The organism is Nonomuraea spiralis, assembly GCF_014648435.1.
Lineage (GTDB): Bacteria > Actinomycetota > Actinomycetes > Streptosporangiales > Streptosporangiaceae > Nonomuraea > Nonomuraea spiralis.
This window is the reverse complement of the sequence record NZ_BMRC01000031.1, coordinates 18,233-43,945: the sequence shown is the minus strand read 5'-3', so window position 1 is coordinate 43,945 and position 25,713 is coordinate 18,233. Positions and strand designations below refer to the sequence as shown.

23 protein-coding genes are annotated in these 25,713 nt (G+C 71.5%); 21 read left to right on the top strand and 2 right to left on the bottom strand.

Features of this window, described 5'->3' with window-relative positions:
• Positions 1-184 precede the first annotated feature (184 nt).
• From rimP to truB, 8 genes are all read left to right on the top strand, one after another.
• Entirely contained in the window at positions 185-679 is a 495-nt protein-coding gene (gene rimP / locus IEZ27_RS44385) for a ribosome maturation factor RimP (RefSeq protein WP_125647048.1), read from the top strand.
• A 12-nt stretch (positions 680-691) separates the two neighbouring features.
• Positions 692-1,696, top strand: a complete 1,005-nt coding sequence (gene nusA, locus IEZ27_RS44380) for a transcription termination factor NusA (RefSeq protein WP_189652757.1) — start codon at positions 692-694, stop codon at positions 1,694-1,696.
• On the top strand, positions 1,680-1,979 hold the full coding sequence (locus IEZ27_RS44375) for a YlxR family protein (protein ID WP_125647042.1): 300 nt from the start codon (positions 1,680-1,682) through the stop codon (positions 1,977-1,979). The genes nusA and IEZ27_RS44375 overlap by 17 nt, the downstream gene beginning before the upstream one ends.
• A gap of 125 nt (positions 1,980-2,104) precedes the next feature.
• Positions 2,105-5,221 (top strand): translation initiation factor IF-2, encoded by a 3,117-nt coding sequence (gene infB, locus IEZ27_RS44370; protein WP_189652756.1) that lies wholly within the window; start codon positions 2,105-2,107, stop codon positions 5,219-5,221.
• Positions 5,222-5,341: 120 nt separating this feature from the next.
• Positions 5,342-5,638 (top strand): DUF503 domain-containing protein, encoded by a 297-nt coding sequence (locus tag IEZ27_RS44365; RefSeq protein ID WP_125647037.1) that lies wholly within the window; start codon positions 5,342-5,344, stop codon positions 5,636-5,638.
• Positions 5,639-5,677: 39 nt separating this feature from the next.
• Entirely contained in the window at positions 5,678-6,118 is a 441-nt protein-coding gene (gene rbfA / locus IEZ27_RS44360; RefSeq protein ID WP_189652755.1) for a 30S ribosome-binding factor RbfA, read from the top strand.
• Positions 6,115-7,170: a DHH family phosphoesterase gene (locus IEZ27_RS44355; RefSeq protein ID WP_229824892.1), complete on the top strand. Its 1,056-nt coding sequence runs from the start codon at positions 6,115-6,117 to the stop codon at positions 7,168-7,170. Before rbfA ends, IEZ27_RS44355 begins: the two co-directional genes overlap by 4 nt.
• Positions 7,152-8,024 (top strand): tRNA pseudouridine(55) synthase TruB, encoded by an 873-nt coding sequence (truB, locus tag IEZ27_RS44350; RefSeq protein WP_189652754.1) that lies wholly within the window; start codon positions 7,152-7,154, stop codon positions 8,022-8,024. Before IEZ27_RS44355 ends, truB begins: the two co-directional genes overlap by 19 nt.
• 64 nt (positions 8,025-8,088) lie before the next feature.
• On the opposite strand, the gene IEZ27_RS44345 is transcribed toward truB, so the two are convergent.
• Positions 8,089-9,108, bottom strand: coding sequence for a TRM11 family SAM-dependent methyltransferase (locus IEZ27_RS44345; RefSeq protein ID WP_189652753.1), 1,020 nt, complete (start codon positions 9,106-9,108; stop codon positions 8,089-8,091).
• Between the two features lie 102 nt (positions 9,109-9,210).
• On the opposite strand from IEZ27_RS44345, the gene IEZ27_RS44340 reads away from it, so the two are divergent.
• The 8 genes from IEZ27_RS44340 (at position 9,211) to IEZ27_RS44305 (ending at position 18,342) form a co-directional block, all read left to right on the top strand.
• Positions 9,211-10,137, top strand: a complete 927-nt coding sequence (locus IEZ27_RS44340) for a bifunctional riboflavin kinase/FAD synthetase (protein ID WP_189652752.1) — start codon at positions 9,211-9,213, stop codon at positions 10,135-10,137.
• A gap of 196 nt (positions 10,138-10,333) precedes the next feature.
• Positions 10,334-10,603, top strand: a complete 270-nt coding sequence (gene rpsO / locus IEZ27_RS44335; protein WP_090945762.1) for a 30S ribosomal protein S15 — start codon at positions 10,334-10,336, stop codon at positions 10,601-10,603.
• 397 nt (positions 10,604-11,000) lie between these two features.
• Positions 11,001-13,343 carry a polyribonucleotide nucleotidyltransferase gene (locus tag IEZ27_RS44330; protein WP_189652751.1) on the top strand — a complete coding sequence of 781 codons (2,343 nt, stop codon included), beginning with the start codon at positions 11,001-11,003 and terminating at the stop codon, positions 13,341-13,343.
• Positions 13,344-13,390: 47 nt separating this feature from the next.
• Positions 13,391-14,701, top strand: a complete 1,311-nt coding sequence (locus IEZ27_RS44325) for a M16 family metallopeptidase (RefSeq protein WP_189652750.1) — start codon at positions 13,391-13,393, stop codon at positions 14,699-14,701.
• 85 nt (positions 14,702-14,786) lie between these two features.
• The gene (gene dapB / locus IEZ27_RS44320; protein ID WP_189652749.1) at positions 14,787-15,524 is read left to right on the top strand and encodes a 4-hydroxy-tetrahydrodipicolinate reductase; all 738 of its coding nucleotides are present in this window, start codon (positions 14,787-14,789) and stop codon (positions 15,522-15,524) included.
• A gap of 146 nt (positions 15,525-15,670) precedes the next feature.
• A complete protein-coding gene (locus IEZ27_RS44315) occupies positions 15,671-16,144 on the top strand; it encodes a GNAT family N-acetyltransferase (protein ID WP_125647014.1) in 474 nt (157 codons plus the stop codon).
• Between the two features lie 9 nt (positions 16,145-16,153).
• On the top strand, positions 16,154-16,816 hold the full coding sequence (locus IEZ27_RS44310) for a TenA family protein (protein ID WP_189652748.1): 663 nt from the start codon (positions 16,154-16,156) through the stop codon (positions 16,814-16,816).
• A complete protein-coding gene (locus IEZ27_RS44305) occupies positions 16,807-18,342 on the top strand; it encodes a PucR family transcriptional regulator (RefSeq protein ID WP_189652747.1) in 1,536 nt (511 codons plus the stop codon). The genes IEZ27_RS44310 and IEZ27_RS44305 overlap by 10 nt, the downstream gene beginning before the upstream one ends.
• Here IEZ27_RS44305 and IEZ27_RS44300 read toward each other — a convergent pair.
• Entirely contained in the window at positions 18,329-18,565 is a 237-nt protein-coding gene (locus IEZ27_RS44300; protein WP_125647006.1) for a mycoredoxin, read from the bottom strand. The two genes, IEZ27_RS44305 and IEZ27_RS44300, sit on opposite strands and share 14 nt — an antisense overlap.
• Before the next feature lie 130 nt (positions 18,566-18,695).
• On the opposite strand from IEZ27_RS44300, the gene IEZ27_RS44295 reads away from it, so the two are divergent.
• From IEZ27_RS44295 to IEZ27_RS44275, 5 genes are read left to right on the top strand one after another with little or no spacing between them, the layout of a single operon-like run.
• The gene (locus IEZ27_RS44295; RefSeq protein ID WP_189652746.1) at positions 18,696-20,315 is read left to right on the top strand and encodes an ABC transporter substrate-binding protein; all 1,620 of its coding nucleotides are present in this window, start codon (positions 18,696-18,698) and stop codon (positions 20,313-20,315) included.
• Positions 20,315-22,201, top strand: a complete 1,887-nt coding sequence (locus IEZ27_RS44290) for a S9 family peptidase (protein WP_189652745.1) — start codon at positions 20,315-20,317, stop codon at positions 22,199-22,201. Before IEZ27_RS44295 ends, IEZ27_RS44290 begins: the two co-directional genes overlap by 1 nt.
• Entirely contained in the window at positions 22,201-23,154 is a 954-nt protein-coding gene (locus IEZ27_RS44285) for an ABC transporter permease (protein WP_125646997.1), read from the top strand. The genes IEZ27_RS44290 and IEZ27_RS44285 overlap by 1 nt, the downstream gene beginning before the upstream one ends.
• Entirely contained in the window at positions 23,151-23,960 is an 810-nt protein-coding gene (locus IEZ27_RS44280) for an ABC transporter permease (protein WP_125646994.1), read from the top strand. The genes IEZ27_RS44285 and IEZ27_RS44280 overlap by 4 nt, the downstream gene beginning before the upstream one ends.
• 2 nt (positions 23,961-23,962) lie before the next feature.
• The gene (locus IEZ27_RS44275) at positions 23,963-25,705 is read left to right on the top strand and encodes an ABC transporter ATP-binding protein (RefSeq protein ID WP_189652809.1); all 1,743 of its coding nucleotides are present in this window, start codon (positions 23,963-23,965) and stop codon (positions 25,703-25,705) included.
• The last annotated feature ends 8 nt before the right edge of the window (positions 25,706-25,713 follow it).

Genomic DNA, 25,713 nt, shown 5'->3' with positions numbered 1-25,713 from the left:
TCGTACGGGCTGGTGCCCGGGAACGCCGTCAGGCGACGCTCCGCCACTCGACCGCGACGAGTGGCGCTCTTTCCGTGCCTCCGTACGGATAGGGTGTCAACTGTCGTCGCTGGCTGCGCAGCCAGACGGCGGAGAGCCAGTGGCGAGGTCCGCCCGGCTGAGACATGACAATAGGGAGGTCGATATGGGCAGCGCATCACCCCGCGACCACCTGATGAAGCTCCTGGAGCCTGTGGTCGCCGCGGAGGGCCTCGATCTGGAGGACGTCACGGTCACCCAGGCGGGCAAGAGGCGGTTGCTGCGTGTGATCGTCGATCGTGACGGCGGTGTGAGCCTCGACGACATCGCCGACGTGAGCCAGGCCGTCTCCACCGCGCTCGACGACGACGACGCGATGGGACAGGCCGCCTACACGCTTGAGGTCTCCTCGCCGGGCGTCGACCGCCCGCTCACCGAGCCGCGCCACTGGCGCCGTGCCGCCAAGCGGCTGGTGAAGGCCGAGCTGAGAGACGGCACCGTGGTCGAGGGCCGCATCCTGGCGGCGGACGAGAGCGGCGTCGACCTCGACGTCGAGGGCTCCGCGCGCCGGATCGATTACCAGGACCTGACCCGTGGACGGGTACAGGTGGAGTTCCGCCGGATCGACGACACCGACGACGTCGACGGCGACGAAGGCTAAGGGGGAAGCCTCGTGGACATCGACATGAGCGTCCTGCGCAGCCTGGAGCGGGAGAAGGACATCTCCTTCGACCTGGTCGTCAAGGCGATCGAGGACGCGCTGCTGATCGCCTACATCCGCACCGAGGGCGCGGCGCCCAAGGCACGGGCCGAGCTCGACCGCGGCAGCGGCCACGTCACGATCTGGGCCGCCGAGCTCGACGACGAGGGCGACGTCGTCAGGGAGTTCGACGACACTCCTGGCAACTTCAGCAGGATCGCCGCGACCACCGCCAAGCAGGTCATCCTCCAGCAGCTCCGCGACGCCGAGGACGAGATCAACTTCGGCGAGTTCGCCAGCCGCGAGGGCGAGCTGGTCTCCGGCGTGATCCAGCAGGGCAAGGACCCGCGCGTGGTGCTGGTCGACCTCGGCAAGATCGAGGCCATCCTGCCGCACGCCGAGCAGGTCCCCGGCGAGGACTACATCCACGGCGAGCGCATCCGCGCGTACGTGGTGCAGGTGAAGAAGGGCCACAAGGGGCCGTCGGTGACGCTGTCGCGCACCCACCCGGGCCTGGTCAAGAAGCTCTTCGCGCTGGAGGTGCCCGAGATCGCCGACGGCACCGTCGAGATCGCCGCCGTGGCCCGCGAGGCCGGCCACCGTACGAAGATCGCGGTCAGGTCGCGCAAGCCGGGCGTCAACGCCAAGGGCGCCTGCATCGGCCCGATGGGCTCGCGGGTCCGCAACGTCATGACCGAGCTGCACGGCGAGAAGATCGACATCATCGACTGGTCCGAGGACCCCGGGGAGTTCGTGGGGAATGCGCTGTCACCGGCGCGTGTTTCCCATGTCGAGGTTCTCGATCTCGAAGGACGGGTCGCAAGGGTGACGGTGCCCGACTACCAGCTCTCGCTGGCCATCGGTAAGGAAGGGCAGAATGCCCGGCTTGCCGCCAGGCTCACCGGATGGCGGATTGACATCCGGCCTGACACACAAGCCGAGGATGCCGCCGGTTCCGTAGATGCGTCAACACGGTAAGCTGGAATATGGTGGCCACGCAGCTCCACAGCGCACCTGTGTGGGCTGCAGGGTTCGCACGGCTAAGTCCGAGCTGCTCCGCCTGGTGTTGATCGAGGACCATTTGGTCCCTGATCTGCGAGGACGGCTTTCCGGCCGCGGTGCATCGCTGCATCCGTCCTTGAGTTGTCTGGAGCTCGCCGAGCGGCGCCGAGCGTTCCCGCGCGCGTTCCGCGTGCCGGGGCCGCTTGACGTCTCGCATGTGCGGGCACACCTGGAGGGGGAATCACGAAATGTCATGTAGGACGCCGAGTTGATGGGCGGAGTCAGATTGCTATGAGCGCCTGATGAGCACGCGGCGATGAAGACGTCAAGTTAACGACGGTCCGGACGGCACAGCCAGCCTCCCGGGCCGAGTAAGGGAGTGCAGTGGCGAAGGTCCGGGTATACGAGCTCGCTAAGGAGTTCGGCGTAGAGAGCAAGGTCGTCATGGCCAAGCTCCAAGAGATGGGGGAGTTCGTCCGTTCGGCGTCCTCGACCATCGAGGCGCCGGTGGTCCGCAGGCTCACCGAAGCTCTGGGCGCATCGAAGGGTGGGCCCTCCAGGGGCGGCGGTTCGTCGTCCAACAGGCCGCAGCCGCCGAAGGCTGCGCCCCGTCCGGCCGAACACCAGGCCGGCAACGGCGCCGCGGAGGCGCCGACCCCGACTACTCCGCGTCCAGGCCCGGGTCCGAGGCCCGGTCCGCGTCCCGGCCCCGCGGGCGGCGGTCAGCCGCGTCCGCCGGTGCCGATGCCCCATCAGCCGCAGCAGCAGCCCGAGGCTGCGCGCGGCGAGACCTCCGGGGCTCCGCAGGCCCGCTTCGAGAGCGCGGCCGGTTCCGGCGCGCCCACCCGTCCGGCTCCGGGGCCGCGTCCGGGTCCCGCCGCCCGTCCGGGTCCCAAGCCCGGTCCGGCGCCGCGTCCCGGGCAGCCTTCCGGTGGCGGTGGCGGTGGCGGCCAGCAGGCCCCGCGTCCGGGTGCGCCCGCCGGTGGCGGCCCGCGTCCCGGTCCCGGTCCCAAGCCGGGTCCGCGCGGCCCGCGTCCGGGCAACAACCCGTTCTCGTCCAACGCCAGCGGCATGGGTCAGTCCCGTCCGCCGCGTCCCGGCGGCAACCGCGACGGTGGCGGCCCCGGTCAGCGTGAGCGTCGTGACGGTCCGCCGCGTGACGGTGCGATGCCCCGTCCGCCGCGTCCCGGTGGCGGCGGCGAGGCCGGTCCGCGTCCCGCGGGTCCGCGTCCCGGTCCGCCCGGTGCGGCCGGTCCGCGTCCGGGTCCCGGCGCGGGCGGTCCCCGTCCCGGTGGTCCGCGTCCCAACCCGATGATGATGCCGCAGGGTCGTCCTGCCGGTCCGGGCGGTGGCCCGCGTCCCGGTGGTGGCGGTGGCGGTCGTCCTGGCGGCGGCGGTGGCGGCGGCGGTCGTCCCGGCGGCGGCGGCGGTCGTCCCGGTGGCGGCGGCGGCGGTTTCGCCGGTCGTCCCGGTGGTGGCGGCGCGGGTCCCCGTACCGGCACCGGTGGTCCCGGTGGTGGCGGCGGCGGTTTCGCCGGTCGTCCCGGTGGTGGCGGCCGTGGTCGCGGCGGTGGCACGGCGGGCGCGTTCGGGCGTCCCGGCGGCCGTCCCGCGCGTGGTCGTAAGAGCAAGCGTCAGAGGCGCCAGGAGTTCGACAACATGTCGGCGCCGGCGATCGGCGGTGTGCAGGTCGCTCGCGGCAACGGCGCGACGATCCGCCTGCCGCGCGGCGCGTCGCTGTCCGACTTCGCCGACCGCATCGGCGCGAACCCCGCCTCGCTCGTGCAGATCATGCTGCACCTCGGCGAGATGGTGACCGCGACCCAGTCGGTCAACGAGGAGACGTTGCAGCTCCTCGGCGCCGAGCTCGACTACAACATCCAGGTCGTCAGCCCGGAGGAGGAGGACCGCGAGCTTCTCGAGGCCTTCGACATCGAGTTCGGCGAGGACGAGGGCGACGAGGCCGACCTGGCCGCGCGTCCGCCGGTCGTGACCGTCATGGGTCACGTCGACCACGGTAAGACCAAGCTGCTCGACGCCATCCGCAAGACCAACGTGGTGGCGCGCGAGGCCGGTGGCATCACCCAGCACATCGGTGCTTACCAGGTCCCCGCGGTGCACGAGGGCGAAGACCGGAAGATCACCTTCATCGACACCCCGGGTCACGAGGCGTTCACCGCCATGCGTGCCCGAGGCGCCAAGTCCACCGACATCGCGGTACTGGTGGTCGCGGCCGACGACGGTGTGAAGCCGCAGACGATCGAGGCGCTCAACCACGCCCAGGCGGCCGACGTGCCGATCGTGGTCGCGGTGAACAAGGTCGACAAGGAGGGTGCCGACCCCAACAAGGTCCGCGCCCAGCTCACCGAGTACGGCCTGGTCGCCGAGGAGTACGGCGGCTCGACCCTCTTCGTCGACATCTCGGCGAAGAACGGCACGGGCATCGACAACCTCCTCGAGGCCATCCTGCTCACCGCCGACGCCGAGCTCGACCTGCGGGCCAACCCGACGATGGACGCCCAGGGCATCGCGATCGAGGCTCACCTCGACAAGGGCCGCGGCCCCGTCGCGACCGTCCTGGTCCAGCGCGGCACGCTGCGCGTGGGTGACTCGATCGTGTGTGGCGAGGCCTTCGGCCGCGTCCGCGCGATGCTCGACGACAACGGCGACCCGGTCGAGGAGGCCACGCCGTCGCGTCCGGTCCTGGTCATGGGTCTGACGGCCGTGCCGAGCGCTGGTGACAACTTCATCGTCGTCACCGACGACCGGATGGCCCGCCAGATCGCCCAGCAGCGCGCGGCGCGCAAGCGCAGCGCCGACATGGCGAAGTCGAGCCGTCGCCGCACCCTCGAAGAGCTGTTCAGCGACCTTGAGAAGGGTCGCGTCGACGAGCTCAAGCTCATCATCAAGGGTGACGTGTCCGGTTCGGTGGAGGCCCTGGAAGACGCCCTGCTCAAGATCGACGTCGGCGACGAGGTCAGGCTCCGTGTCCTGCACCGCGCGGTCGGCGCCATCACCGAGTACGACGTCAACCTGGCCGTCGCCGACGACAACGCGGTCATCATCGGCTTCAACGTCCGGCCTGAGCCCCGGGCGCGCGACCTGGCCGAGCGCGAGGGCGTCGACATCCGCTACTACTCGGTCATCTACCAGGCGATCGAGGAGATCGAAGCGGCGCTCAAGGGCATGCTCAAGCCCGAGTTCGAAGAGGTCCAGATGGGCACCGCCGAAGTCCGCGAGGTCTTCAAGGTGCCGAAGATCGGCAACGTCGCCGGTACGCTGGTCCGCTCCGGCACGATCGTCCGCAACAGCAAGGCCAGGATCATCCGCGATGGCGTCGTCATCGCCGACAACCTGACCGTCTCGTCCCTGCGTCGCTTCAAGGATGACGCCACCGAGGTCCGCGAGGGCTTCGAGTGCGGTATCGGTGTCGGCTACAACGACATCCGGATCGACGACACGATCGAGACGTTCGAGATGCGGGAGAAGCCGCGGGTCTGACCCGCGGCCGGGCGCCCGGCGGAACCTCCGCCGGGCGCCACTCGCACGCCCGGGCCTCCTCTCCACCGCAGCAGGCCGGTCGTGCTTCCACCCCACCAGGCCAAGCGGTGGTCTCAAACGATGTATGTGGGTTCTCTGACCCTGGACATCCTGCTCGGCGACGTGCGTTCGCTGAAGCAGAAGCGCTCTGTCGTCCGGCCTCTGATCGCCGAGCTGCAGCGACGTTATCCGTCCATCGCGGTGGCCGAGACCGGCCATCTTGACCTGCATCGCAGGTGCGAGGTGGGCGTCGCGGTGGTCTCCGCCTCTGCGGGTAACTGCAAAGAGGTGATGGACGCCTGCGAGCGAATGGTGGCTTTCCGCCCTGACATCGAGCTGCTGTCAGCCAGACAGCGCCTCTACAACGACGAAGATTGAACGACTGCACGGCCAGGTCGTGCGTGAGGGGGAGCGAACATGGTGGATGCCGCACGAGCGCGCAAGCTCGCCGACCGCATCCAGCAGATCGTCGCCGAGATGCTGGAGCGCCGGATCAAGGACCCGCGCCTGGGCTTCGTCACCGTGACTGACACGCGCATCACCGCTGACCTGCGTGAGGCGACGGTCTTCTACACGGTGTTCGGCTCCGACGCCGAGCGGTCCGACAGCGCGGCCGCCCTTGAGAGCGCCAAAGGCATCATCCGCGCCGAGGTGGGCCGCCAGACCGGCGTGCGTTTCACCCCGACGCTGACGTTCCGGCATGACCCGCTGCCCGACAGTGCCCGCCAGCTCCACGACCTGATCAACGCCGCCAGGGCGCGGGACGCCGAGGTGGCGCGCAAGGCCGAGGGCGCGGCCTACGCCGGAGAGGCCGATCCTTACAAGAAGCCCGATGAGGGTGAGGACGACCAGGAGTGACGTCCCACGTGGCCCGAGCCGAGCAGCACTCACCGGAGCCGTGCATCCCCGAGGTCGAGACCTTGGGGATCCCCAAGGCCGCCTGGGAGCGCGCGATCCAGCTCATCGACCAGGTCGACGAGGTCGCCCTGGCCTGTCACGTGTCGCCCGACGGCGACGCGCTCGGCTCGATGCTGGCCGTCGGTTACGTGCTGCGCTCGATCGGCAAGCGGGTCGTGGCCTCCTTCGGCGACGAGTACTTCGTGGTCCCGCGGATCCTGAGGTTCCTGCCGGGGCAGGAGATGTTGTGCCCGCCGGCCGACTACCCCGAGGCGCCGGCGCTGATGATCACCTTCGACTCCTCCACGTTCGAGCGGCTGGGCCTGCTCAGCCCCAACGCGGCCAGGGCGGAGGAGGTCATCGTGATCGACCACCACCCGTCCAACGCCGGGTTCGGCACGCACAGCCTCATCGACCCGCACGCGGCCGCCACGGCCATGCTGGCCGAGCAGCTGATCTACCGGCTCGGCGGCAGCCTCGACCGGGACATCGCCACCTGCCTGTACACCGGCCTGGTGACCGACACGGGTTCCTTCCGCTACTCCTCGACCACGTCGGCCGTGCACCGGATGGCGTCCAGGTTGTTGTTCACGGGACTGCACACCGAGGAGATCGCCCGCGAGTTGTGGGACCGTTCGCCGTTCGGCTATCTCAAGGTGCTGGCCAGGGCGCTCGACCGGGTGCAGCTTGAGGGCTCGCTGGTCTGGACGTACGTGCCGCGGGTCGACCGGGCGGCGTACGGGCTGCCGTACACGGAGGTCGAGGGCATGATCGACATCGTGCGGCGTACCGACGAGGCCGAGATCGCGGTCGTGCTCAAGGAGGACGACCACGGCGACTGGCAGGTGTCGACCAGGTCCAAGGGCGCGGTCGACGTGGCGGCCGTGTGCGCCGCGCTGGGCGGCGGCGGACATCACAACGCGGCCGGGTTCACCTCCTACGACAGCGTCGAGGAGACCATGGCCAAGTTCAGACGAGAGCTGGGGAAGGCTGGATGGCCGAGAGCGGTCTGATCATCGTCGACAAGCAGGGCGAGTGGACCTCGCACGACGTGGTGGCCCGGATGCGACGCATCGCGGGCACCCGACGCGTCGGGCACGCGGGCACGCTCGACCCGATGGCCACGGGCGTGCTGGTGGTCGGCGTGGAGAAGGCGACCAGGCTGCTCGGGCACCTGGCGCTGACCGAGAAGGTCTACGAGGCCACGATCCGGCTGGGCGTGTCCACCAACACCGACGACGCCGAGGGCGAGACCACGGCCACGGCGTCCGCGGCGGAGGTGGGCGCGGCCGAGGTGCACAAGGGCGTCGAGGCGCTCACCGGGGCCATCATGCAGGTCCCGCCGCAGGTCAGCGCCATCAAGGTCAACGGTCAGCGGGCGTACAAGATGGCGCGCGCGGGCGAGGAGGTCGCGCTCGTGGCCCGGCCCGTGACCGTGTACGGCTTCGACGTGCTCGATGTCAGGCCCGCCGGGGACGTCGTGGACGTCGACGCGGTCGTGACGTGTTCCAGCGGCACCTACATCCGGGCGCTGGCCCGCGACCTGGGGGCCGCGCTGGGCGTCGGCGGCCACCTGACACGCCTGCGCCGGACCCGGGTCGGCCCGTACGACCTGTCGCTGGCCAGGACCGTCGACCAGCTCGCCGAGGAGTGCGTGGTGCTGCCGATCGGCGCGGCGGTGGCGGCGGCGTTCCCGCGCAGGGACGTGACCGCCGAGGAGGCGCGCGTGATCGGCCACGGCGGCCGGCTGCCCGCGGCCGGGCTCGGCCCGGGGCCGATCGGCGTGTTCGGGCCCGAGGGGGAGCTGCTGGCGCTGGTGGAGGAGCAGGACCGGGTGGCCAAGCCGCTCGCCGTCTTCGTCGGCTGAACCGGCCGGGCCCGCCGCTCAGGCGGGTCCGCAAGGGTCCGCAAGGCTGGGCGGCTTCGCGGCGTCAGGCGGGTTTGCGGGCTACCAGGATGTCGCGGACGATCGCCTGGTCGACCCAGTGCTCGAAGTCGGGGTAGTCCATGACCTCCAGGCCGGCGCCGGTGAGGATCGTGGCCAGCTCGGCGCTCTTGCCGCCGTAGGTGTTCCAGGAGATGCCCATCGCGCCGCCGGGGCGCAGCAGCTCGGCCCAGACCGGCACCGCCTGCCGCAGCAGCTCCAGCGGGCTGCGGGACAGGCCGCCGCCGCCCTTGCTGCCGTGTTGCACGCCGTAGGGGGCGTCGGTCACGACGACGTCGAACGTGCGGGGCCTGAAGAACTCGCGGCTCTTGAGGGTGTCGGCGTTGACCACGGCGAGCTGCTGGACGTCGCCCGCCTTGACGGCCTCCTTGGACAGCCCGAACGTGACGTTGAGCCGCCGCCCGACCAGGGCCCGGTCACGTCGCACCGGCACGGTCTCGGCGGTGTGCTTGAGCCGCTTGTTGCGCAGCCAGGTCTTGATGAAAACGGTGTACGCCTCGAAGTCCTTGCCGTCGACGTCGAGGCCGTAGGCGTCGTAGCCGTACATGAGGGCCTGGTTGAGGGTGGTGCCGCGACCGCACATCGGGTCGAACACGGACAGCTTGTCGGACAGGGCCCGGTCGGAGGCGAGCACGGTCACGTTGAGCAGCAGCTTGGTGAAGTGTTCGTTGGTCTTGCCGGCGTACTTCTGGATGGTGAGCAGGTCGCTGCTCAGGCGGTCGAGCGGGCGCATGGCCAGCGGGCGGAGCAGGTCGCCCTCGACGCCGAAGACCGCGTAGACGGAGGAGAGGTTGGACAGCAGCGCGACGTCGGGCCCGTCGAGCGGCCGCTCGGTCTCGAACGTGATGTACGGGACCCCGCCGATGGTGGTCTCCGCGCTGCTCAGCACGGTGTTCTCGATGGCGTGGTCGCTGAAGACGGCCAGCTCGGCCAGGGTCAGGCGGGGCGAGCTCTCGCCGTAGACCCGGTTGAAGGCGGGCAGGATCAGCAGCGCGTATCGAGGCATGATGGCTCATCCTACTTGCGGGAATCCGGCGCTCCGCCCCTCGATTGGAGGTGAACGGGAGACACATGGCAGGCTTGTCTAGGATTGATCCGCCACGAGCGAATGGGGCCTAGCGTGCGGGGTTCGAGAAGGTCTGTGGTGACCATCGGCGTGTACGACGGGGTCCATCGCGGGCATCGGAAGGTGGTCGAGCGCACGGTCGCGCTCGCCCGTGAACGGGGGCTGCGCGGCGTGGCGGTCACGTTCGAGCCGCATCCCGACGAGGTGGTGCTGCCGGGCACCCGCAGGGCGCGGCTGACCACGCTCAAGCGGCGTGCCGAGCTGCTGACCGGGCTGGGGATCGACGACGTCGAGGTGGTGGAGTTCACGCTCGACGTGTCGAGGATGAGCCCCGACGACTTCGCCCAGGGAGTGCTGAGCGAGCGCCTCGGGGCCGCGGTGGTCGTGGTGGGGGCCGATTTCACGTTCGGGCACCACGCCTCCGGTGACGCCGAGGCCCTGCGCACGCTGGGCGACAAGTACGACTTCGAGGTCGAGGTGGTGCCCATGCTGGACGGCGTCTCCTCGACCTCCGCCCGCCGGCTGATCGTCGCCGGCGACGTGGAGGGGGCCGCCGCCGAGCTGGGCCGGCCCCACCGCGTGGAGGGCGTGGTCGTACGCGGTTACCAGCGGGGGCGGCAGCTCGGCTTCCCGACCGCCAACGTCGAGACCCCGCAGCAGACCGCCATCCCGGCCGACGGGGTCTACGCGGGGTGGCTGGAGTGTGTCCCGGTGGCCAACCTGCCGGCGCCGTACGAGGGCGAGCGGTGGCCGGCGGCGATCTCGGTGGGGACGAATCCGACGTTCGAGGGCGTGCCGCGTACAGTGGAGGCGTACGCGCTCGACCGCGACGACCTGGAGCTCTACGGGGTGCACGTGGCGGTGGAGTTCGCCGCCCGGCTGCGGGGCAACACGCGCTTCGAGTCGATCGAGGAGCTGATCGACCAGATCCACGCCGACGTCGACGCCGCCCGGCGCATCACGTCCTGACGACGAAGGACAGCGGAGGGCGGGCGCGGTTGTCGTGTGCGCGGAACACTTGACTCCGATGGTAACCTTGCATGTCGGCTCTGTAACGGTGGCGCTGCTGCGCTGCCCATGACGGCCTTCACGCGGCGACTGTAGGCACGCACGGTCGTTCGCACTTTCATCTCATTCGCGCGTGTCCGTAGTTCGAAGGAGAGCCGTGTCCCTCGACACCGCTGCCAAGAAGACCATCATCAGTGAGTACGCGACGGCCGAGGGCGACACCGGTTCGCCCGAGGTGCAGATCGCGCTGCTCAGCAAGCGCATCAGCGAGCTCACCGAGCACCTGAAGACGCACAAGCACGACCACCACAGCCGTCGTGGCCTGCTTCTGCTCGTCGGTCGCCGGCGTCGTCTGCTGAAGTACCTGCAGAAGGTCGACATCCAGCGTTACCGTTCGCTCATCGAGCGGCTCGGTCTGCGCCGATAACATGGAAAGGGAGCGGCGCGGGACGCCGCTCCCTTCTCATATGGGCTCGCCCATGTGGGTAGGAGCCCAGGCGACCGGCGCGTCGCGGCGGAGAACCGCCGTGCCGTCGGCGTACAACTGAATATCCGAGACACACAGCCCCCGCGTCCGATTCAGCACCATGCGACCCGCGACGCCTGCGGGCCGGTCCTCGGTAGTGGCTTCCGGTACGAATGACCGGGCGCTTCGATCGAAGACCGGCGCTGCACCTACTATGGGGAGACCGCTGATGGACCGCCACCGCGGTGCCGACCTGGCACGACGGATGGGCGGCGGCCTGACGAGCGGGTTTCCTCATACGCACGAGGGTGCCGGTGAGAAAAGAGGGCGCGGGTGACCGACCACAAGGAGGTCCCCCGTGGAGGGTGTCCACACCGCTGAAGCCGTCATTGACAACGGCTCGTTCGGCACGCGCACGGTCCGGTTCGAGACCGGCCGGCTCGCGCGTCAGGCGGCCGGTTCGGCCGTCGCCTATCTCGACAACGACACGATGGTGCTTTCCGCCACCACCGCGTCCAAGGCTCCCAAGGAGAACTTCGACTTCTTCCCGCTCACGGTCGACGTCGAGGAGCGCATGTACGCCGCGGGCCGCATCCCCGGCTCGTTCTTCCGCCGTGAGGGTCGTCCGTCCGAGGACGCGATCCTGACCTGCCGCCTGATCGACCGGCCGCTGCGCCCGTCGTTCGTCAAGGGGCTGCGCAACGAGATCCAGGTCGTGGCCACGGTCATGGCGCTCAACCCCGAGCACCTCTACGACGTGGTCGCCATCAACGCCGCCTCGCTGTCGACGCAGCTCGCCGGGCTGCCGTTCTCCGGCCCGATCGGCGGCGTGCGCGTCGCGCTGATCGAGGGCCAGTGGGTGGCCTTCCCCACGCACCCCGAGCTGGAGCGGGCCACGTTCGACATGGTCGTGGCGGGCCGCCTGCTCGACGACGGCGACGTCGCGATCATGATGGTCGAGGCCGAGTCCACCAAGGACACGCTCAAGCTGGTCGCCGAGGGCGCCGTGGGCCCGACGGAGGAGACCGTCGCCCAGGGTCTTGAGGCCGCCAAGCCGTTCATCAAGGTGCTGTGCGAGGCCCAGTCCCGCATCGCCCAGGTGGCCGCCAAGGAGACCGCCGAGTACCCGGTCTTCCTCGACTACCAGGACGACGTCTACAACGCGGTCGAGGCCGCGATCAAGACCGAGCTGGCCGCCGCGCTGACCATCGCCGGCAAGCAGGAGCGCGAGACCGAGCTCGACAAGGTCAAGGCGCTGGCCGCCGAGCGGCTGCTGCCCGAGTTCGAGGGGCGCGAGAAGGAGATCTCCGCCGCGTTCCGCTCGGTGACGAAGAAGCTCATGCGTGAGCGGGTCGTCAACGAGGGCGTCCGCATCGACGGCCGTGGCACCAAGGACATCCGCGCCCTGTCGGCCGAGGTCCACGTGGTTCCGCGGGTGCACGGCTCGTCCCTGTTCGAGCGCGGCGAGACCCAGATCCTGGGCATCACCACGCTGAACATGCTGCGCATGGAGCAGAACATCGACACGCTCAACCCTGAGCGGACCAAGCGCTACATGCACAACTACAACTTCCCGCCGTACTCCACCGGTGAGACGGGCCGCGTGGGCTCGCCCAAGCGCCGCGAGATCGGTCACGGCGCGCTGGCCGAGCGGGCGCTGATCCCCGTGCTGCCCTCGCGCGAGGAGTTCCCGTACGCCATCCGCCAGGTCTCCGAGGCCCTCGGCTCCAACGGCTCGACCTCGATGGGCTCGGTCTGCGCCTCCACCATGGCGCTGCTGGACGCCGGTGTGCCGCTTCGGGAGATGGTCGCCGGCATCGCGATGGGCCTGATCAGCGAGGGCGGCAACTACGTCACGCTGACCGACATCCTCGGCGCCGAGGACGCCATGGGCGACATGGACTTCAAGGTCGCCGGCACCAAGGACGTCATCACCGCCCTCCAGCTCGACACCAAGCTCGACGGCATCCCCGCCTCCGTGCTGGCCGGCGCGCTGAAGCAGGCCAAGGGCGCCCGTCTGGCGATCCTCGACGTGATGCAGGAGGCGATCGACTCCCCGGCGGAGATGAACCCGACCGCGCCGCGCATCATCACGATCAAGGTCCCGGTGGACAAGATCGGCGAAGTCATCGGCCCGAAGGGCAAGATGATCAACCAGATCCAGGACGACACGGGCGCCGAGATCACCATCGAGGACGACGGCACGATCTACATCGGCGCCACCGACGGGCCCTCGGCCGAGGCCGCCCGTACGGCGATCAACGGCATCGCGAACCCGCACATGCCCGAGGTCGGCGAGCGTTACCTGGGCACGGTCGTCAAGATCGCGGCCTTCGGCGCGTTCATCTCGCTCATGCCCGGCAAGGACGGCCTGCTGCACGTCTCCCAGATCCGCAAGCTGCACGGCGGCAAGCGCATCGAGAACGTCGAGGACGTCATGAGCGTCGGCGAGAAGATCCAGGTCGAGATCGCCGAGATCGACGGCCGGGGCAAGCTCTCCCTCGTGCCCGTCGAGGTCATCGAGAAGGAGGCCGCCGAGAAGGAGGCCAAGGCCGCCTCCGGCGCCGACGAGGGCGAAGGCGAGGGCGCCGCGCCCGAGGCCGAGACCGCGGCCGCGGAGGAGAAGTCGGAGCGGCCGCGCCGCACCCGCACCCGCGTGCGCGCCACCCGCCCCAACGAGGGGGACGACCGCAACTCGTGAGCGGGTCAACCACAAATCTCGGCACCACCGACGCAGGAGGAGGCCTCGTGACGACCACCACGCTGCACCCCGGCAAGGACGGAGCCGGAGTCGTCAGGCGTACCGTCCTGCCGGGCGGCCTGCGTGTGGTGACCGAGACCATGCCGACCGTGCGCAGCGTCGCGGTCGGCATGTGGGTCGGCATCGGGTCGCGTGACGAGGCCCCCGAGCACATGGGGGCCACCCACTTCCTCGAACACCTGCTGTTCAAGGGCACGCCCACGCGGGACGCGATGGAGATCTCGGCCTCCATCGAGGGCATCGGCGGCGAGATCAACGCCTTCACCGCCAAGGAGTACACCTGCTACTACGCGCGGGTCCTCGACGAGGACCTGCCGGTCGCGGTGGACGTCCTCGCCGATGTGGTGACCAGCTCGCTGATCACGGAGGAGGACGTCGAGTCCGAGCGCGGGGTGATCCTGGAAGAGATCGCCATGCACGACGACGACCCGTCCGACGTGGTGCACGAGCAGTTCGCGGCCGCGCTCTACGGCGACTCGCCGATCGGCCGGCCCATCCTGGGCACGGTCGAGTCGATCAACGCCCTGGGCCGCGAGCGCATCGCGGAGTACTACCACCGCTACTACCGGCCGCGTACCACCGTGGTCTCGGTGGCGGGGAACGTGCGGCACGAGGAGGTCGTCGAGCTGGTCGCCCGCGCGTACGAGCGGGCGGGCGCGCTGGAGGGGGCCTACGAGTTCGCCCCGCCGCGCACCAGCGGGCCCGGCGCCGAGACCCGTTCCGGGGTCAGGGTGCTGGACCGGCCGACCGAGCAGGCCAACCTGGTGCTCGGCACGACCGGCATGTCCAGGACCGACGACCGCAGGTTCGCGCTCGGCGTGCTCAACGCCGCGCTGGGGGGCGGCATGTCCTCCCGGCTCTTCCAGGAGATCAGGGAGAAGCGCGGCCTGGCCTACTCCGCCTACAGCTACACCTCGGCCTACGCCGACACCGGGCAGTTCGGGATCTACGTGGGCTGCCTGCCCTCGAAGATCGACGACGTGCTCAAGATCTGCCGGGACGAGGTGACGCGCGTGGTGGCCGAAGGGCTCAGCGCGGACGAGATCATGCGCGGCAAGGGCCAGATGCGGGGCGGGCTCGTGCTCGGCCTGGAGGACACCGGGTCGCGCATGTCGCGGATCGGGAAGAACGAGCTGGTGTACGAAGAGCTCATGTCGGTGGACGAAGTGCTGGCCCGGATCGAGGCGGTCACCCCCGACGAGATCGGGGAGGTCGCCCGCGACGTCCTCAGCCGGCCGCTCACGCTGGCCGTCATCGGGCCGTACGGGGACAAGGACTTCTCCGAGGCCATCGCCTGACGTCCTTTCGGGTGGGGGAGCGCTCGCCGAGTGTCTCTCCCACCTGGCTCGTCCCAAGGGAGGCGGGCGTAATAGGGTTGGGCGTGTGATCAGGGTTGGGGTGCTGGGCGCGCGCGGTCGTGTGGGCGTCGAAGTGTGCAAGGCGGTCGAGGCGGCGGACGACCTGGAGTTGGTGGCCGCGCTCGACAAGGACGATCCCGTCGAGGGGCTCGAAGGCGCCGAGGTGGTGGTCGACTTCACCCATCCCGACGTGGTCATGGGCAACCTGGAATGGGCCATCGCCCATGGCGTGCACCCGGTGGTGGGCACCACCGGCTTCGACGCCGGGCGGCTGGAGACCGTACGCGGGTGGCTGGAGCGGTCGCCGGGCGTCAACTGCCTGATCGCTCCCAACTTCGGCATCGCGGCCGTGCTCATGATGCACTTCGCGCAGCAGGCGGCCCGCCACTTCGAGTCCGTCGAGATCATCGAGCTGCACCACCCGAACAAGGCCGACGCCCCTTCGGGCACCGCCCGCCGTACGGCTGAGCTGGTGGCCGAGGCGCGCGGGAAGGCCGGGCTCGGCGGGATGCCCGACGCCACCAGCACCGCCCTCGACGGCGCGCGCGGCGCGGACGTCGGCGGTGTGCACGTGCACGCGGTGCGCCTGGCCGGGCTGATCGCCCACCAGGAGGTGCTGCTCGGCGGCGACGGCGAGATCCTCACCATCCGGCACGACACGATGAGCAGGTCGGCGTTCACGCCGGGCGTGCTGCTGGGCGTGCGCCGGGTGCGCGAGCTGCCCGGCCTCACCGTGGGCCTGGAGCCCCTGCTCGACCTGTGACCGCTGCACGACGTGCCCATGACCCATGAGGACACGGGGCATGGGCACGCCGTGAGGAGAGGGTCCCGGCTCCGCACAGCCGGGCCTACGATCATCAACACTAATACCAGCGGCGTGGTCCGCCCGAAACATGAGACCGTGTCGCCATGGTGCGATGGGCTGACCCGGACGAGCTTCCCGGGCTGATCTCCGTGGAACTGGCCGCCGACAAGCTGTTCGAGCAGGTCGGCATCGTCTTCCCGCCGGGCACGACCATGGTCGAGGAGGTGGACGACCCGGCCTCGGTGCTCGTCGAGGGCGATCCGCCGGCCGGGTTCGCGCTGATCGGTCACGTGGACGGCAACCTGCACCTCGACCAGCTCGCCGTGCATCCCGACAACATGCGGCAGGGCATCGGCGGGCGGCTGGTCGAGGCGGTGGCCGACCACGCGCGGGCCGTGGGCGCGCCGGCGGTCACGCTGACGACGTTCAGGGACGTGCCGTGGAACGCCCCCTGGTACGAGCGGCACGGCTTCGCGGTGATGCCGGAGACGGAGTGGGGCCCGGAGCTGCGCAGGCTGGTGGAACACGAGCGCGAGCTGGGCATCGAGGTGGCGCCGCGGGTCGTGATGCGCCGATAGCCTGAACGGGTGAGCCGGTTTCGTGATGAGTTGTGGCAGGTCGTCGGCGGTGTGTACGACCAGATCCTGGCCCACCCGTTCCTGTCCGGGCTGACCGACGGGTCGTTGCCCCGGGAGGCGTTCCGCCACTACGTGGTGCAGGAGGCGCACTTCCTGCCCGACTACGCCAGGGCGCTGGCAGCGTGTGCGGCGCGTTCGCCCGAGCCGTCCGGTGTGCAGCGTTTCGCGGGGGACGCCGCCATGACCGTCGAGGTCGAGCACAGTCTCGTGGTGGAGCTGCTGGCCGCGTTCGGGCTGGACGAGGCCGACGCGCGCAAGACGCCCGCCGGGCCCACCACGGTCGGCTACACCTCGTACCTGGTGCGTACGTGCTCGCTGGGGACGTTCCCCGAGGCCCTGGGCGCGATCGTGCCCTGCTACTGGATCTACGCCCGGGTCGGCGAGACGCTGCTCGGCCGTTCCTCGCCCGACCCGCTGTACGCCTGGTGGATCGACACCTACGGCGGCGAGGGCTACCAGGAGACCGTGGCCGGCGTGCTCGACCTGCTCGACGGGCTCGTACCTGACGGCGAGGAACGGCACCGGCTGCTCGACCGCGCGCTCACCACGGCCCGCTACGAGTGGATGTTCTGGGACGCGGCCTGGCGCCAGGAGGGCTGGCCATGCGGCTGAGGGACCTCCTCCAGGCCGACCAGCTCGCGCTGAAGGTGCTGACCGGGCACGACCTGCTCGACCGGCGCGTACGCGGTGTCGCCACGACCGACCTGCCCGACCCGGCCATGTTCGTCAAGACGGGCGAGCTGGTGCTCACGGAGCTGACCTGGCACACCGGCCCGGCCTCCTCCCGCGACTTCGTGCGGAGCCTCGGGGACGTGGCGGCGCTGGTCGCGGGCACCGCGCTCAAGGTGCCGCCGGCCGACCTCATCGACGCCTGCGCCGAGGCCGGGCTGCCGCTGCTCACGCTGCCGGTGGACGTGCCGTTCAGCCAGGTCACCGAGCACGTGTTGCGGGCCCTGATCGTCGAGCTGGGCACGACGCCGCCGCGGCCCGCGTACGCCGCCCGCAGGCGCCTGGCCAGCACCCTGGTCGACGGCGGCAGCCTCACCAAGCTCGTCACGGCGGTGGCCGGCGAGCTCGACGTGCCCTGCTGGGTGCTCTCGCCGACCGGCCGGGTGATCGTCGGCTCCCAGCCGCTAGGCGTGGCGGCCCGGCTGCGGCTGGCGCACACGTTCCTCACCGCGCGTTTCCTGCCGGGCATGGTGACGCAGGAGGACGGGACGGTGTTGTCGGTCTTCCCGGTCGGCAAGGGGGCCTCCCACCGCATCGCCAACTGGTTCCTGGCCTACGCGGGCGAGCAGGTGCAGGGCGAGAACGAGGACCTGATCGTCGAGCTGGCCGCGCTCGTGGCGCTGGAACGTTCGCGGCTGGAGGCGGCGCAGCGGATCGAGCGGCGGGTGCTCGACCAGCTCCTGACGCTGCTGGAGTCGGGCGACGCGGCGCTGCCCGGCGTGGTCTCGCGCCTGCACACGCTGCACGTGGAGACCGAGCACGGCCTGGTGGCCGTGGCCCTGTCGGCGCGGCTCGGCGGCGACGGGGAGGTCGCCGTGCCGGTGCTGGACGAGCTGCTGCGGCCGCTCGCGCCCGGCATCGTCACGGCCACCGGTCCGGCCGAGGCCCTCGCGCTCGTCCCGCTGGCCGGCAACACGGCCGAGGAGCTGACGAACCACGTGCTCAGGGGCGCGCGGACCCTGGAGGCCGGGCTCGGCGAGGGCCGCATCACGCTCGGGGTGAGCAGCGTGACGACCGGCCCGGCGGCGCTGAGCAGCCTCATCGAGGAGGCCAGGCACGCGCTCACGCTGGCCGCGCTGGGCGGCGAGCGGGTCAGCGTGGTCACCGGCGACGACGTCAGCTCCCACCGCACGCTGCTGGCTGCCATCCCCGGGGAGCTGCGGCGGGCGTTCCGGGCGCGGCTGCTGGGGCGGCTGGAGTCGTACGACGCGGCCAACCAGACGGACCTGCTGGAGACGTTGCAGGCGTACCTGGAGGAGTCGGGCTCCTGGACGGCCACGGCAGAGCGCCTGCACGTGCACGTCAACACGCTGCGCTACCGGGTTCGGCGGATCGAGGAGCTGACCGGCAGGTCGCTGAACTCCTGGGACGAGCGGGTCGACTTCATGCTGGCGCTCAGGATGCGCTGAGGCGGGTCCGTACCTGCTCGACGCTGGGGTTGACCAGGGCGGAGCCGTCCGGGAACAGCACGGTGGGGATGAGCCAGGAGCCGCCGTTCAGCTCGGCGATGAAGTCGACGGCGCCGGGCGTCTCGTCCACGTCGATCTCCGTGTACGGGATGCCGGCGCGGGACAGTTGCGCCTTGAGCCGGTGGCAGTAACCGCACCAGGGGGCGCTGTAGACCGTGATCATGTATTTCCGATTCGATGAGTGGGTTTGACCGCTGGCGCAGGCAGCGAATACTCTCGTGTGCCAACTGGAGTTTACCGGTAGACACTGCAGCTAGGCGGGTTAACCGGTCGTGTGAAAGTAGGGTCCCCCGGTGGCCGATCTGCCTGTTTCCCGGCGTTCTGTCCTGCGGTCTGCCGCCTTCGCGGGCGCGCTCGCCGTACTGCCCGGCCTGCTGTCGGCGTGCGGATCGGCCGAGCCCGAGGGGACGGGCGCCAAGAAGAGCCTGGACGTCCTGCGGGTCGCGCTGCCCTCCTCCATCGGGTCGCTGGACGCGGCCAAGGAGGCGGGCATCATGAACTACGTCGTCGCCCTCCTGGTGCAGGAGTCCCTGGTCGGCGTGGGTCCGGACGGCAGCCTCCAGCCGTCCCTGGCCGAGTCGTGGACCAGGAAGGACGCCACCACCTACGTCTACAAGCTGCGCTCCGGCGTGACGTTCTCCGACGGCAGCCCGCTGACCGCCGCGGACGTGGTCGCCAGCCTGAACCTGCACGCCAAGAAGGGCTCGACCACCGCCTTCGCCTACGCCTACGCCAACGTGGACACGATCGAGGCGACCGGCGACGCCGAGGTGACCATCAAGCTCAAGAGCCCCGACGCCTCCTTCGCCTGGGTGCCCACGCCCGGCACGCTGCTGGTGACCAGCGCCGCGTTCATCAAGGCCACCGGCGAGCGCATCGGCACGCCGGAGGGCAAGCTGCTGGGGACGGGGCCGTACAAGGTGGCCGAGTTCGCCCCCGACTCGCACGTCACGCTGGAGCGCAACGACGCCTACCGGGGCGGGAAGCCGGCCTTCCGGCAGATCAGGATCGACTTCATCCCCGAGGAGTCGACGCGGCTGCTGGCCATGCGCGGCGACTCCGTGGACGTCGCGCTCAACGTGCCCGCCGAGCAGATCGACCAGTGGAAGGCCGTGCCCGGCGCGCAGGTGCTGACCGCCGGCGACCGTTCGCTGGTCACACTGGCCTTCAACACCGCCAAGAAGCCCTGGGACGACGTGCACGTGCGCCGGGCCGTCGCCCACGCCGTGGACCGGGAGGGCGTCGTCAGGAGCGTCCTGCGCGGCCACGGCAAGGTCGCCGCCACCATCCCCGACCCGGCCCAGTGGGGCGGCGTGCTGGACCAGGCAGAGGTCGACGCCCTGTACGCGTCCATCCCCCAGTACGGCTTCGACCTGGCCCAGGCCAAGGCCGAGCTGGCGAAGTCGGCCACGCCGCAGGGGTTCTCCGACACGCTCACGTACCCGAGCAGCGGCCCGCAGCTCGGCCGGGCGGCGCTCACCCTGGCCGAGAACCTCAAGACCATCGGCATCACGCTGGAGGTCAAGGAGGTGCCGCTCGAACAGTGGATCGCCGACCTCGGCAAGCACGGCTCCGGCATCTACCTCGGCTGGTACTTCGCCACCACCGGCGACCCCGCCGAGTACATCCAGCAGCTCCTGCACGGCGGCGCCACCGGCGAGAACGGCACCAACATCGCCGAGTACGACAACGCCGAGGTGACCGGCCTGCTGGACAAGGCCAAGGCGGGCACCGACGACGCCGCCCGGGGCAAGCTGCTCGGCCAGGCGCTGGTCAAGGCCGCGGCGGACGTGCCGTACCAGCCGCTGTGGTGGGGCGAGGCGGCCACCGCGTTCGGCAAGGCGGTCGCCGCCGACGGCTTCGGCCCCTACTTCTTCGTCGGCCCGTGGGCGACGAAGGTGGCCGCGCGCTGATGACGAACCCCATCGACGTGCACGAGGCGCTGGCCGGGATGCGATACCCCGAGTCGGTGTCCCTGCACCCGGACGGCGACCGCGTCGCCTGCGTGATCGACGGCGTCGCGCACGTCGTCACGCTGGACGGCGGCGTGACGGCCGCGGGCGACTGCCACGGCCTGGTCCGATGGCTCCCCGACGGGCGGCTGCTGCGCGCGACGGCCCCCGGCGAGCTGGCGGTGGACGGGTGGCGGGCCCGCGTGGACGGCGAGATCGAGGACCTGATCCCCGGCGAGGACGGCACCGTCCTGGTACGGCTGGCCGACCCCGGCAGCGAACGCGACGGCAGCCACCTGGGCCTGCGTGTCCATGACCCGGCCGACCCCTTCGTCCTCACGCCGGGCGCGCGGCTGCGCCGCCTGGCCTGGTTCGAGATCGGCGACGACCGGCCGCACGAGCTCGCCCTGCCCGGCCTGACCGTGTGGGACGCCGACTGGCGCGGACGCCGCGCCCTCGCGGTGACCTCCGAGGACGAGACGCCCGCCGGGTACTACCGGCCGCGGCTGGACCTGGTCGACGGCGGCGAGGTGCGTACGCTGCACCGCACGTCCTGGCAGCTCAGCCGGCCCCGGCTGGCCCCGGGCGGGCGGGCGGCCGTGGTGGTCGAGGGGTTGTCGATCGTCTCGGGCCGCGTGTTGCGCGCCGACCTGGTCACGGGGGAGGTCGCGTACCTGGGCGAGCTGGACGACGTCACCGACCTCGGCTGGCTGGACGACGAGACCCTGTGGTTCACCGGCTGGTCGGGCACCGGCGTGCACGGCGGCGTGCTCGGCGCCGACGGTCGTGTGCTGAGCCGCTGGACGGCCCGGGGCACGCTGGGCGGGCGCGACGGCCAGCCCTCGTTGTCCGTGGACCGTGCCGGCCGGGTGGCCGCGGCCTGCTGGGAGAGCCCCGAGCTGCCCCCGGAGGTCGCCGTGGCCTCCCTCGCGGACGGCGGCTGGCGCCAGGTCACCGCCCTCAACGCCGGGCTGGCCGGGCTCGCCGTCCACCAGGAGGAGATCACCTGGACGGGCCGCGACGGCCTCCCGATCACCGGCCTCCTCCTCACGACACCGGAGGGCGGTGGCGGTCCCGAGCGGCTGACGTCGGAGGATGGCAACGGTCCCGAGCGGCTGACGTCGGAGGGCGGCGGTGGGCCTCGGCCGCTGGTTGTCGTCGTGCACGGGGGGCCCACCTGGTTGTGGTCCAGTTCGTTCGCGCCCGCCGAGTCCAACCAGCTCGCCGTGCCGCTCGCGCACGCCGGCGCGGCCGTCCTGCTGCCCAACCCCAGGGGCAGCAGCGGACGCGGCCAGGACTACGCCCGCGCGGTCATCGGCCGGTTCGGCGAGGCGGACCTGGACGACGTGCTCGCCGGCGTGGACCACCTGATCGCCGCCGGCGTCGCCGACCCCGGCCGTACGGCCGTCATGGGACTGAGCTACGGCGGCTTCCTGACCGCCTGGGCCGTCACCCGTACGAACCGCTTCCGCGCCGCCGTCGTCATGTCCGGCGTCAGCGACTGGCTGAGCTTCTCCACCGCCAGCAACCTCGCAGGCGGCTTCGACCCGCTCTACCACGCCGGGGCCGACCCGGCCACCCCCGAGGGACGCGAGGACCTGGCCGCCCGCTCGCCGGTCTACCACGCCGCCGAGGTCGAGACCCCGACCCTGATCCTGCACGGCGAACGTGACCGCACCACGCCACCCGGACAGGCGGAACAGCTCTATCGTGCCTGGTCGGCGGCCGGTGTGAGCACTCAGCTCGTCGTCTACCCTCGGGAGGGTCACGAGCTGGTCGAGCCCGCCCACCGCAGGGACGCGGCGGAGCGCGTGATCGGCTGGCTGACCGGGGGCGGGGTGTTGTGATGGGCTGGGCCGGGTTCCTGCTGCGCAGGTCCGCGGGCACCGCCGCCGTCGTGCTGCTGCTGTCGGCGGGCGTGTTCGGCCTGCTCTACCTGGCCCCCGGAGACATCCAGCAGACCCTGCTCGGCACCCGTCCGGCCACCGCCTCCACGATCGCCGCCCTCAGGGCCCGCTACCACCTCGACGACCCCGTCGCCGTGCAGTACCTGCGCTGGCTCGGCGGCGTGCTCCGCGGCGACCTCGGCGTCTCCATCAGGACCGGCCAGCCCGTCGGCGCCATGCTCGGGGAACGCCTGCCGCGCACGCTCGTCCTGACCGCCTACGGCACGCTCCTGGCCGCGCTCGCCGGTCTCCCGCTCGGTGTGCTCGGCGCGCTGCGCAAGGGCCGGGCGAGCGACCGCCTGGTGGTGACCGCCGGGGTGGTGGGGCTGAGCGCGCCGCCGTTCGCGGTCGGCCTGCTGTTGCTCGTGGTGTTCGCGCTCGGGCTCGGCTGGTTCCCCGTCTACGGCACGGGGGAGGGGTTCGCCGGTGAGTTGTGGCACCTGACGCTGCCCGCCGTCGCGCTGGCGGCCGGGGCGGCCGGGATGCTCCTCCGGTTCAGCAGGGCCGCGCTCGTACGCGAGCTCGACCAGGACTACGTCGTCTTCGCCCGTGCCCGCGGGCTGAGCGCGCCCGTCGTGCTCGGTTACGCCATGCGCAACTCGCTGGTGCCCGTGCTGACCGCGGCCGGGCTCGTCGTCACCGGCATGCTGGCCGGGACCGTGCTGGTCGAGGTCACGTTCGCGCTGCCGGGGCTGGGGTCGCTGCTGGTCGACTCGGTCACGTTCAAGGACGTGCCGGTGGTGCAGGCGCTCGCGCTGCTGCTGACCCTGCTGATCGCCGCCGTCAACCTGCTGGTGGACGTCGCCTACTCGGTGGCCGATCCCCGCGTACGGCTGGGCGGGGGTGCGTCGTGACCCGCCGGTTCCCCGTCGCCGTGCCGCTGGCGCTGGCCGTGCTCGCGGTCGTCGTGGTCGCCGCCGCCTTCGCCCCCTGGCTGGTCCCCGGCGCCACCGCCCAGGACCTGATGACCGGCATCTCCGGGCCGGGCCCCGGCCACCCGCTCGGCACCGACGACCTGGGCCGCGACGTGCTGAGCCTGCTCGTCGCCGGGGCGCGCACCGCCGTTCCGGGGGCGTTCGCCGTGGCCGCCGGGTCCATGCTGGTCGGCAACCTGCTCGGCCTGGCCGCCGGCTACTTCGGCGGCTGGGCGGACACCCTGGTCATGCGCTGGGCCGACCTGATGTTCTCGCTGCCCGCGCTGCTGGTCGCCATCGTCGTGGCGGGCGTGCTCGGCGGCGGCTACGGCCTGGCCGTAGCCGTGCTGGTCGTGTTGTTCTCGCCCACCGACACGCGGGTGGTGCGCGGCGCGGTCCTGGAGCAGCGGCACCGGCCCTACGTCGAGGCCGCCCTGCTGAAGAACCTGTCGTCCTGGCGCATCATGACCCGGCACATCTGGCCGAACATCGCCCCCGTCAGCCTGGCCTCGGCCTTCCTCAACTTCGCCTACGCGCTGGTGTCGCTGTCGTCGTTGTCGTTCCTCGGCCTGGGCGTGCCCGCCGGCTCGCCCGACTGGGGGCGCACGCTGGCCGACAACCGCACCCAGCTCCTGGCCAACCCGTGGGCGGTCATCGCGCCCGGCCTGGCCGTGATCGTCACCGCCGCCGCGCTCAACCTGGTGGGCGACTGGCTGCACGAACGCTTCGAGCGGAGGGCCCGGTGACCATGTTGCGGGTGGCGGACCTGACCGTACGGCAGCCGGGCACCGGCCGTACGCTGCTGTCACAGGTGTCCTTCGAGATGGCCGCCGGGGAGTCGGTGGCGATCGTGGGCGAGTCCGGGTCGGGCAAGTCGCTGACCGTCAGGGCGCTGCTCGGGCTGCTGCCCGCCGGGCTGGAGTCCACCGGGCACGTCGAGATCGACGGCCGGCGCGTCGACGACGACCCCAAGGTCATGCGGCGGCAGCGCGGCGGCACGGTCTCGCTGCTCATGCAGGACCCGTTCACGCTGCTCAACCCCCTGCGCAAGGCCGGGAAGCAGATCGCCGACGGACTGCCCGAGGGCGCCGACCCGAAGCGCGAGGTGCCGGGGCTGCTGGCCGAGGTGGGGCTGCCGGGCGAGGTGGCGGGCAGGTACCCGTTCCAGCTCTCCGGGGGCATGCGGCAGCGGGTGGGCCTGGCCTGCGCGCTGGCCGCCGCGCCGCGGATCCTGGTGGCCGACGAGCCGACCACCGCGCTCGACGCCACCACGCAGCGCGAGGTTCTGGCCCTCATCCGGCGTATCCAGCGCGAACGGGACATGACGTTCCTGCTCATCACGCACGACCTGCGGCTGGCGTTCTCGATGTGCGACCGGGTCGTCGTCATGTACGCGGGCCGGGTCATGGAAGTGGGACGGGCCGCCGAGCTGCGGGAGGAGCAGCGGCATCCGTACACGCGGGCGCTGCTGGCCGCCGAGCCGCCCGCCGACCGGCGGTTGTCGGTCATCCCGTCCGTGCCGGGCTCGGTCCCGGCCCATGACGCGGTGGCCGGGCGCTGCGGCTTCGCCGACCGGTGCGCGTACGCGGTGGAGGAGTGCCGCGCGGGCGTCCCGGAGCTGGTCGCCGTAGCCGGGGAGCGCCTGTCGGCGTGCGTACGGGCCGCCGCGCTGCCCGAGGCGCCGCCGCCCCCGCCGGGTGTGCCGTCGCCGCCGCGGGCCGCCGTCGCGCCCCTGCTGGAGGTCACGGGGCTGCGCAAGACGTACGCGGGCGGGTCGCGGCCGGCCCTGGCGGGCGTGGACCTGACCGTGGCCCCGGGCGAGGTCGTGGCCGTCGTCGGCGAGTCCGGATCGGGCAAGACCACGCTGGCCCGCTGCGTGACCGGCCTGGAACGCCCCGACGCGGGCGTCATCACCCTCGACGGCCTCGACTGCTCCGACTACACCCGGATGTCCCGCCAGGCGGTGCGTCAGGCCCGTCGCTCGGCGCAGATGATCTTCCAGGATCCGTACTCGACGCTCAACCCGGCGCGTACCGTCGGGGCGACGCTCAAGGAGGCGCTCGCGGCCGAGGGACGCCCCACGGACGTCGGTGCGCTGCTGCGCCTGGTGGGCCTCGACCCCGCGCTCGCCCGCAAGCGCCCGGCCGGCCTGTCCGGCGGCGAACGGCAGCGCGTGGCCATCGCGCGGGCCGTGGCCGGCGAGCCCCGGCTGCTGGTCTGCGACGAGCCCGTCTCCGCCCTCGACGTGTCCGTGCAGGCGCAGGTGCTCACCCTGCTCGCCGGGCTCAGGGAACGCCTGGGCATGGGCCTGCTGTTCATCACCCACGACCTGGCCGTGGTCCGCCAGCTGGCCGACCGCCTGTACGTGCTGAGGGCCGGCGAATGCGTCGAGACCGGCGACGTGGACCAGGTGCTGGACGCCCCCGCCCACCCCTACACCCGCGAGCTGCTGGCCAGCGTGCCCGACGGCACCAGCCGCTGGCCCGGCTGAGCGGCGGC

What these genes read in the sequence shown, in the direction of transcription:
- rimP (WP_125647048.1), top strand. Translation starts at nt 185, where the DNA reads ATGGGCAGCGCATCACCCCGCGACCACCTGATGAAGCTCCTGGAGCCT.
- IEZ27_RS44375 (WP_125647042.1), top strand. Translation starts at nt 1,680, where the DNA reads ATGCGTCAACACGGTAAGCTGGAATATGGTGGCCACGCAGCTCCACAG.
- IEZ27_RS44365 (WP_125647037.1), top strand. Translation starts at nt 5,342, where the DNA reads ATGTATGTGGGTTCTCTGACCCTGGACATCCTGCTCGGCGACGTGCGT.
- rbfA (WP_189652755.1), top strand. Translation starts at nt 5,678, where the DNA reads ATGGTGGATGCCGCACGAGCGCGCAAGCTCGCCGACCGCATCCAGCAG.
- truB (WP_189652754.1), top strand. Translation starts at nt 7,152, where the DNA reads ATGGCCGAGAGCGGTCTGATCATCGTCGACAAGCAGGGCGAGTGGACC.
- IEZ27_RS44345 (WP_189652753.1), bottom strand. Translation starts at nt 9,108, where the DNA reads ATGCCTCGATACGCGCTGCTGATCCTGCCCGCCTTCAACCGGGTCTAC.
- IEZ27_RS44340 (WP_189652752.1), top strand. Translation starts at nt 9,211, where the DNA reads ATGGGGCCTAGCGTGCGGGGTTCGAGAAGGTCTGTGGTGACCATCGGC.
- IEZ27_RS44315 (WP_125647014.1), top strand. Translation starts at nt 15,671, where the DNA reads ATGGTGCGATGGGCTGACCCGGACGAGCTTCCCGGGCTGATCTCCGTG.
- IEZ27_RS44305 (WP_189652747.1), top strand. Translation starts at nt 16,807, where the DNA reads ATGCGGCTGAGGGACCTCCTCCAGGCCGACCAGCTCGCGCTGAAGGTG.
- IEZ27_RS44300 (WP_125647006.1), bottom strand. Translation starts at nt 18,565, where the DNA reads ATGATCACGGTCTACAGCGCCCCCTGGTGCGGTTACTGCCACCGGCTC.
- IEZ27_RS44290 (WP_189652745.1), top strand. Translation starts at nt 20,315, where the DNA reads ATGACGAACCCCATCGACGTGCACGAGGCGCTGGCCGGGATGCGATAC.
- IEZ27_RS44285 (WP_125646997.1), top strand. Translation starts at nt 22,201, where the DNA reads ATGGGCTGGGCCGGGTTCCTGCTGCGCAGGTCCGCGGGCACCGCCGCC.
- IEZ27_RS44275 (WP_189652809.1), top strand. Translation starts at nt 23,963, where the DNA reads ATGTTGCGGGTGGCGGACCTGACCGTACGGCAGCCGGGCACCGGCCGT.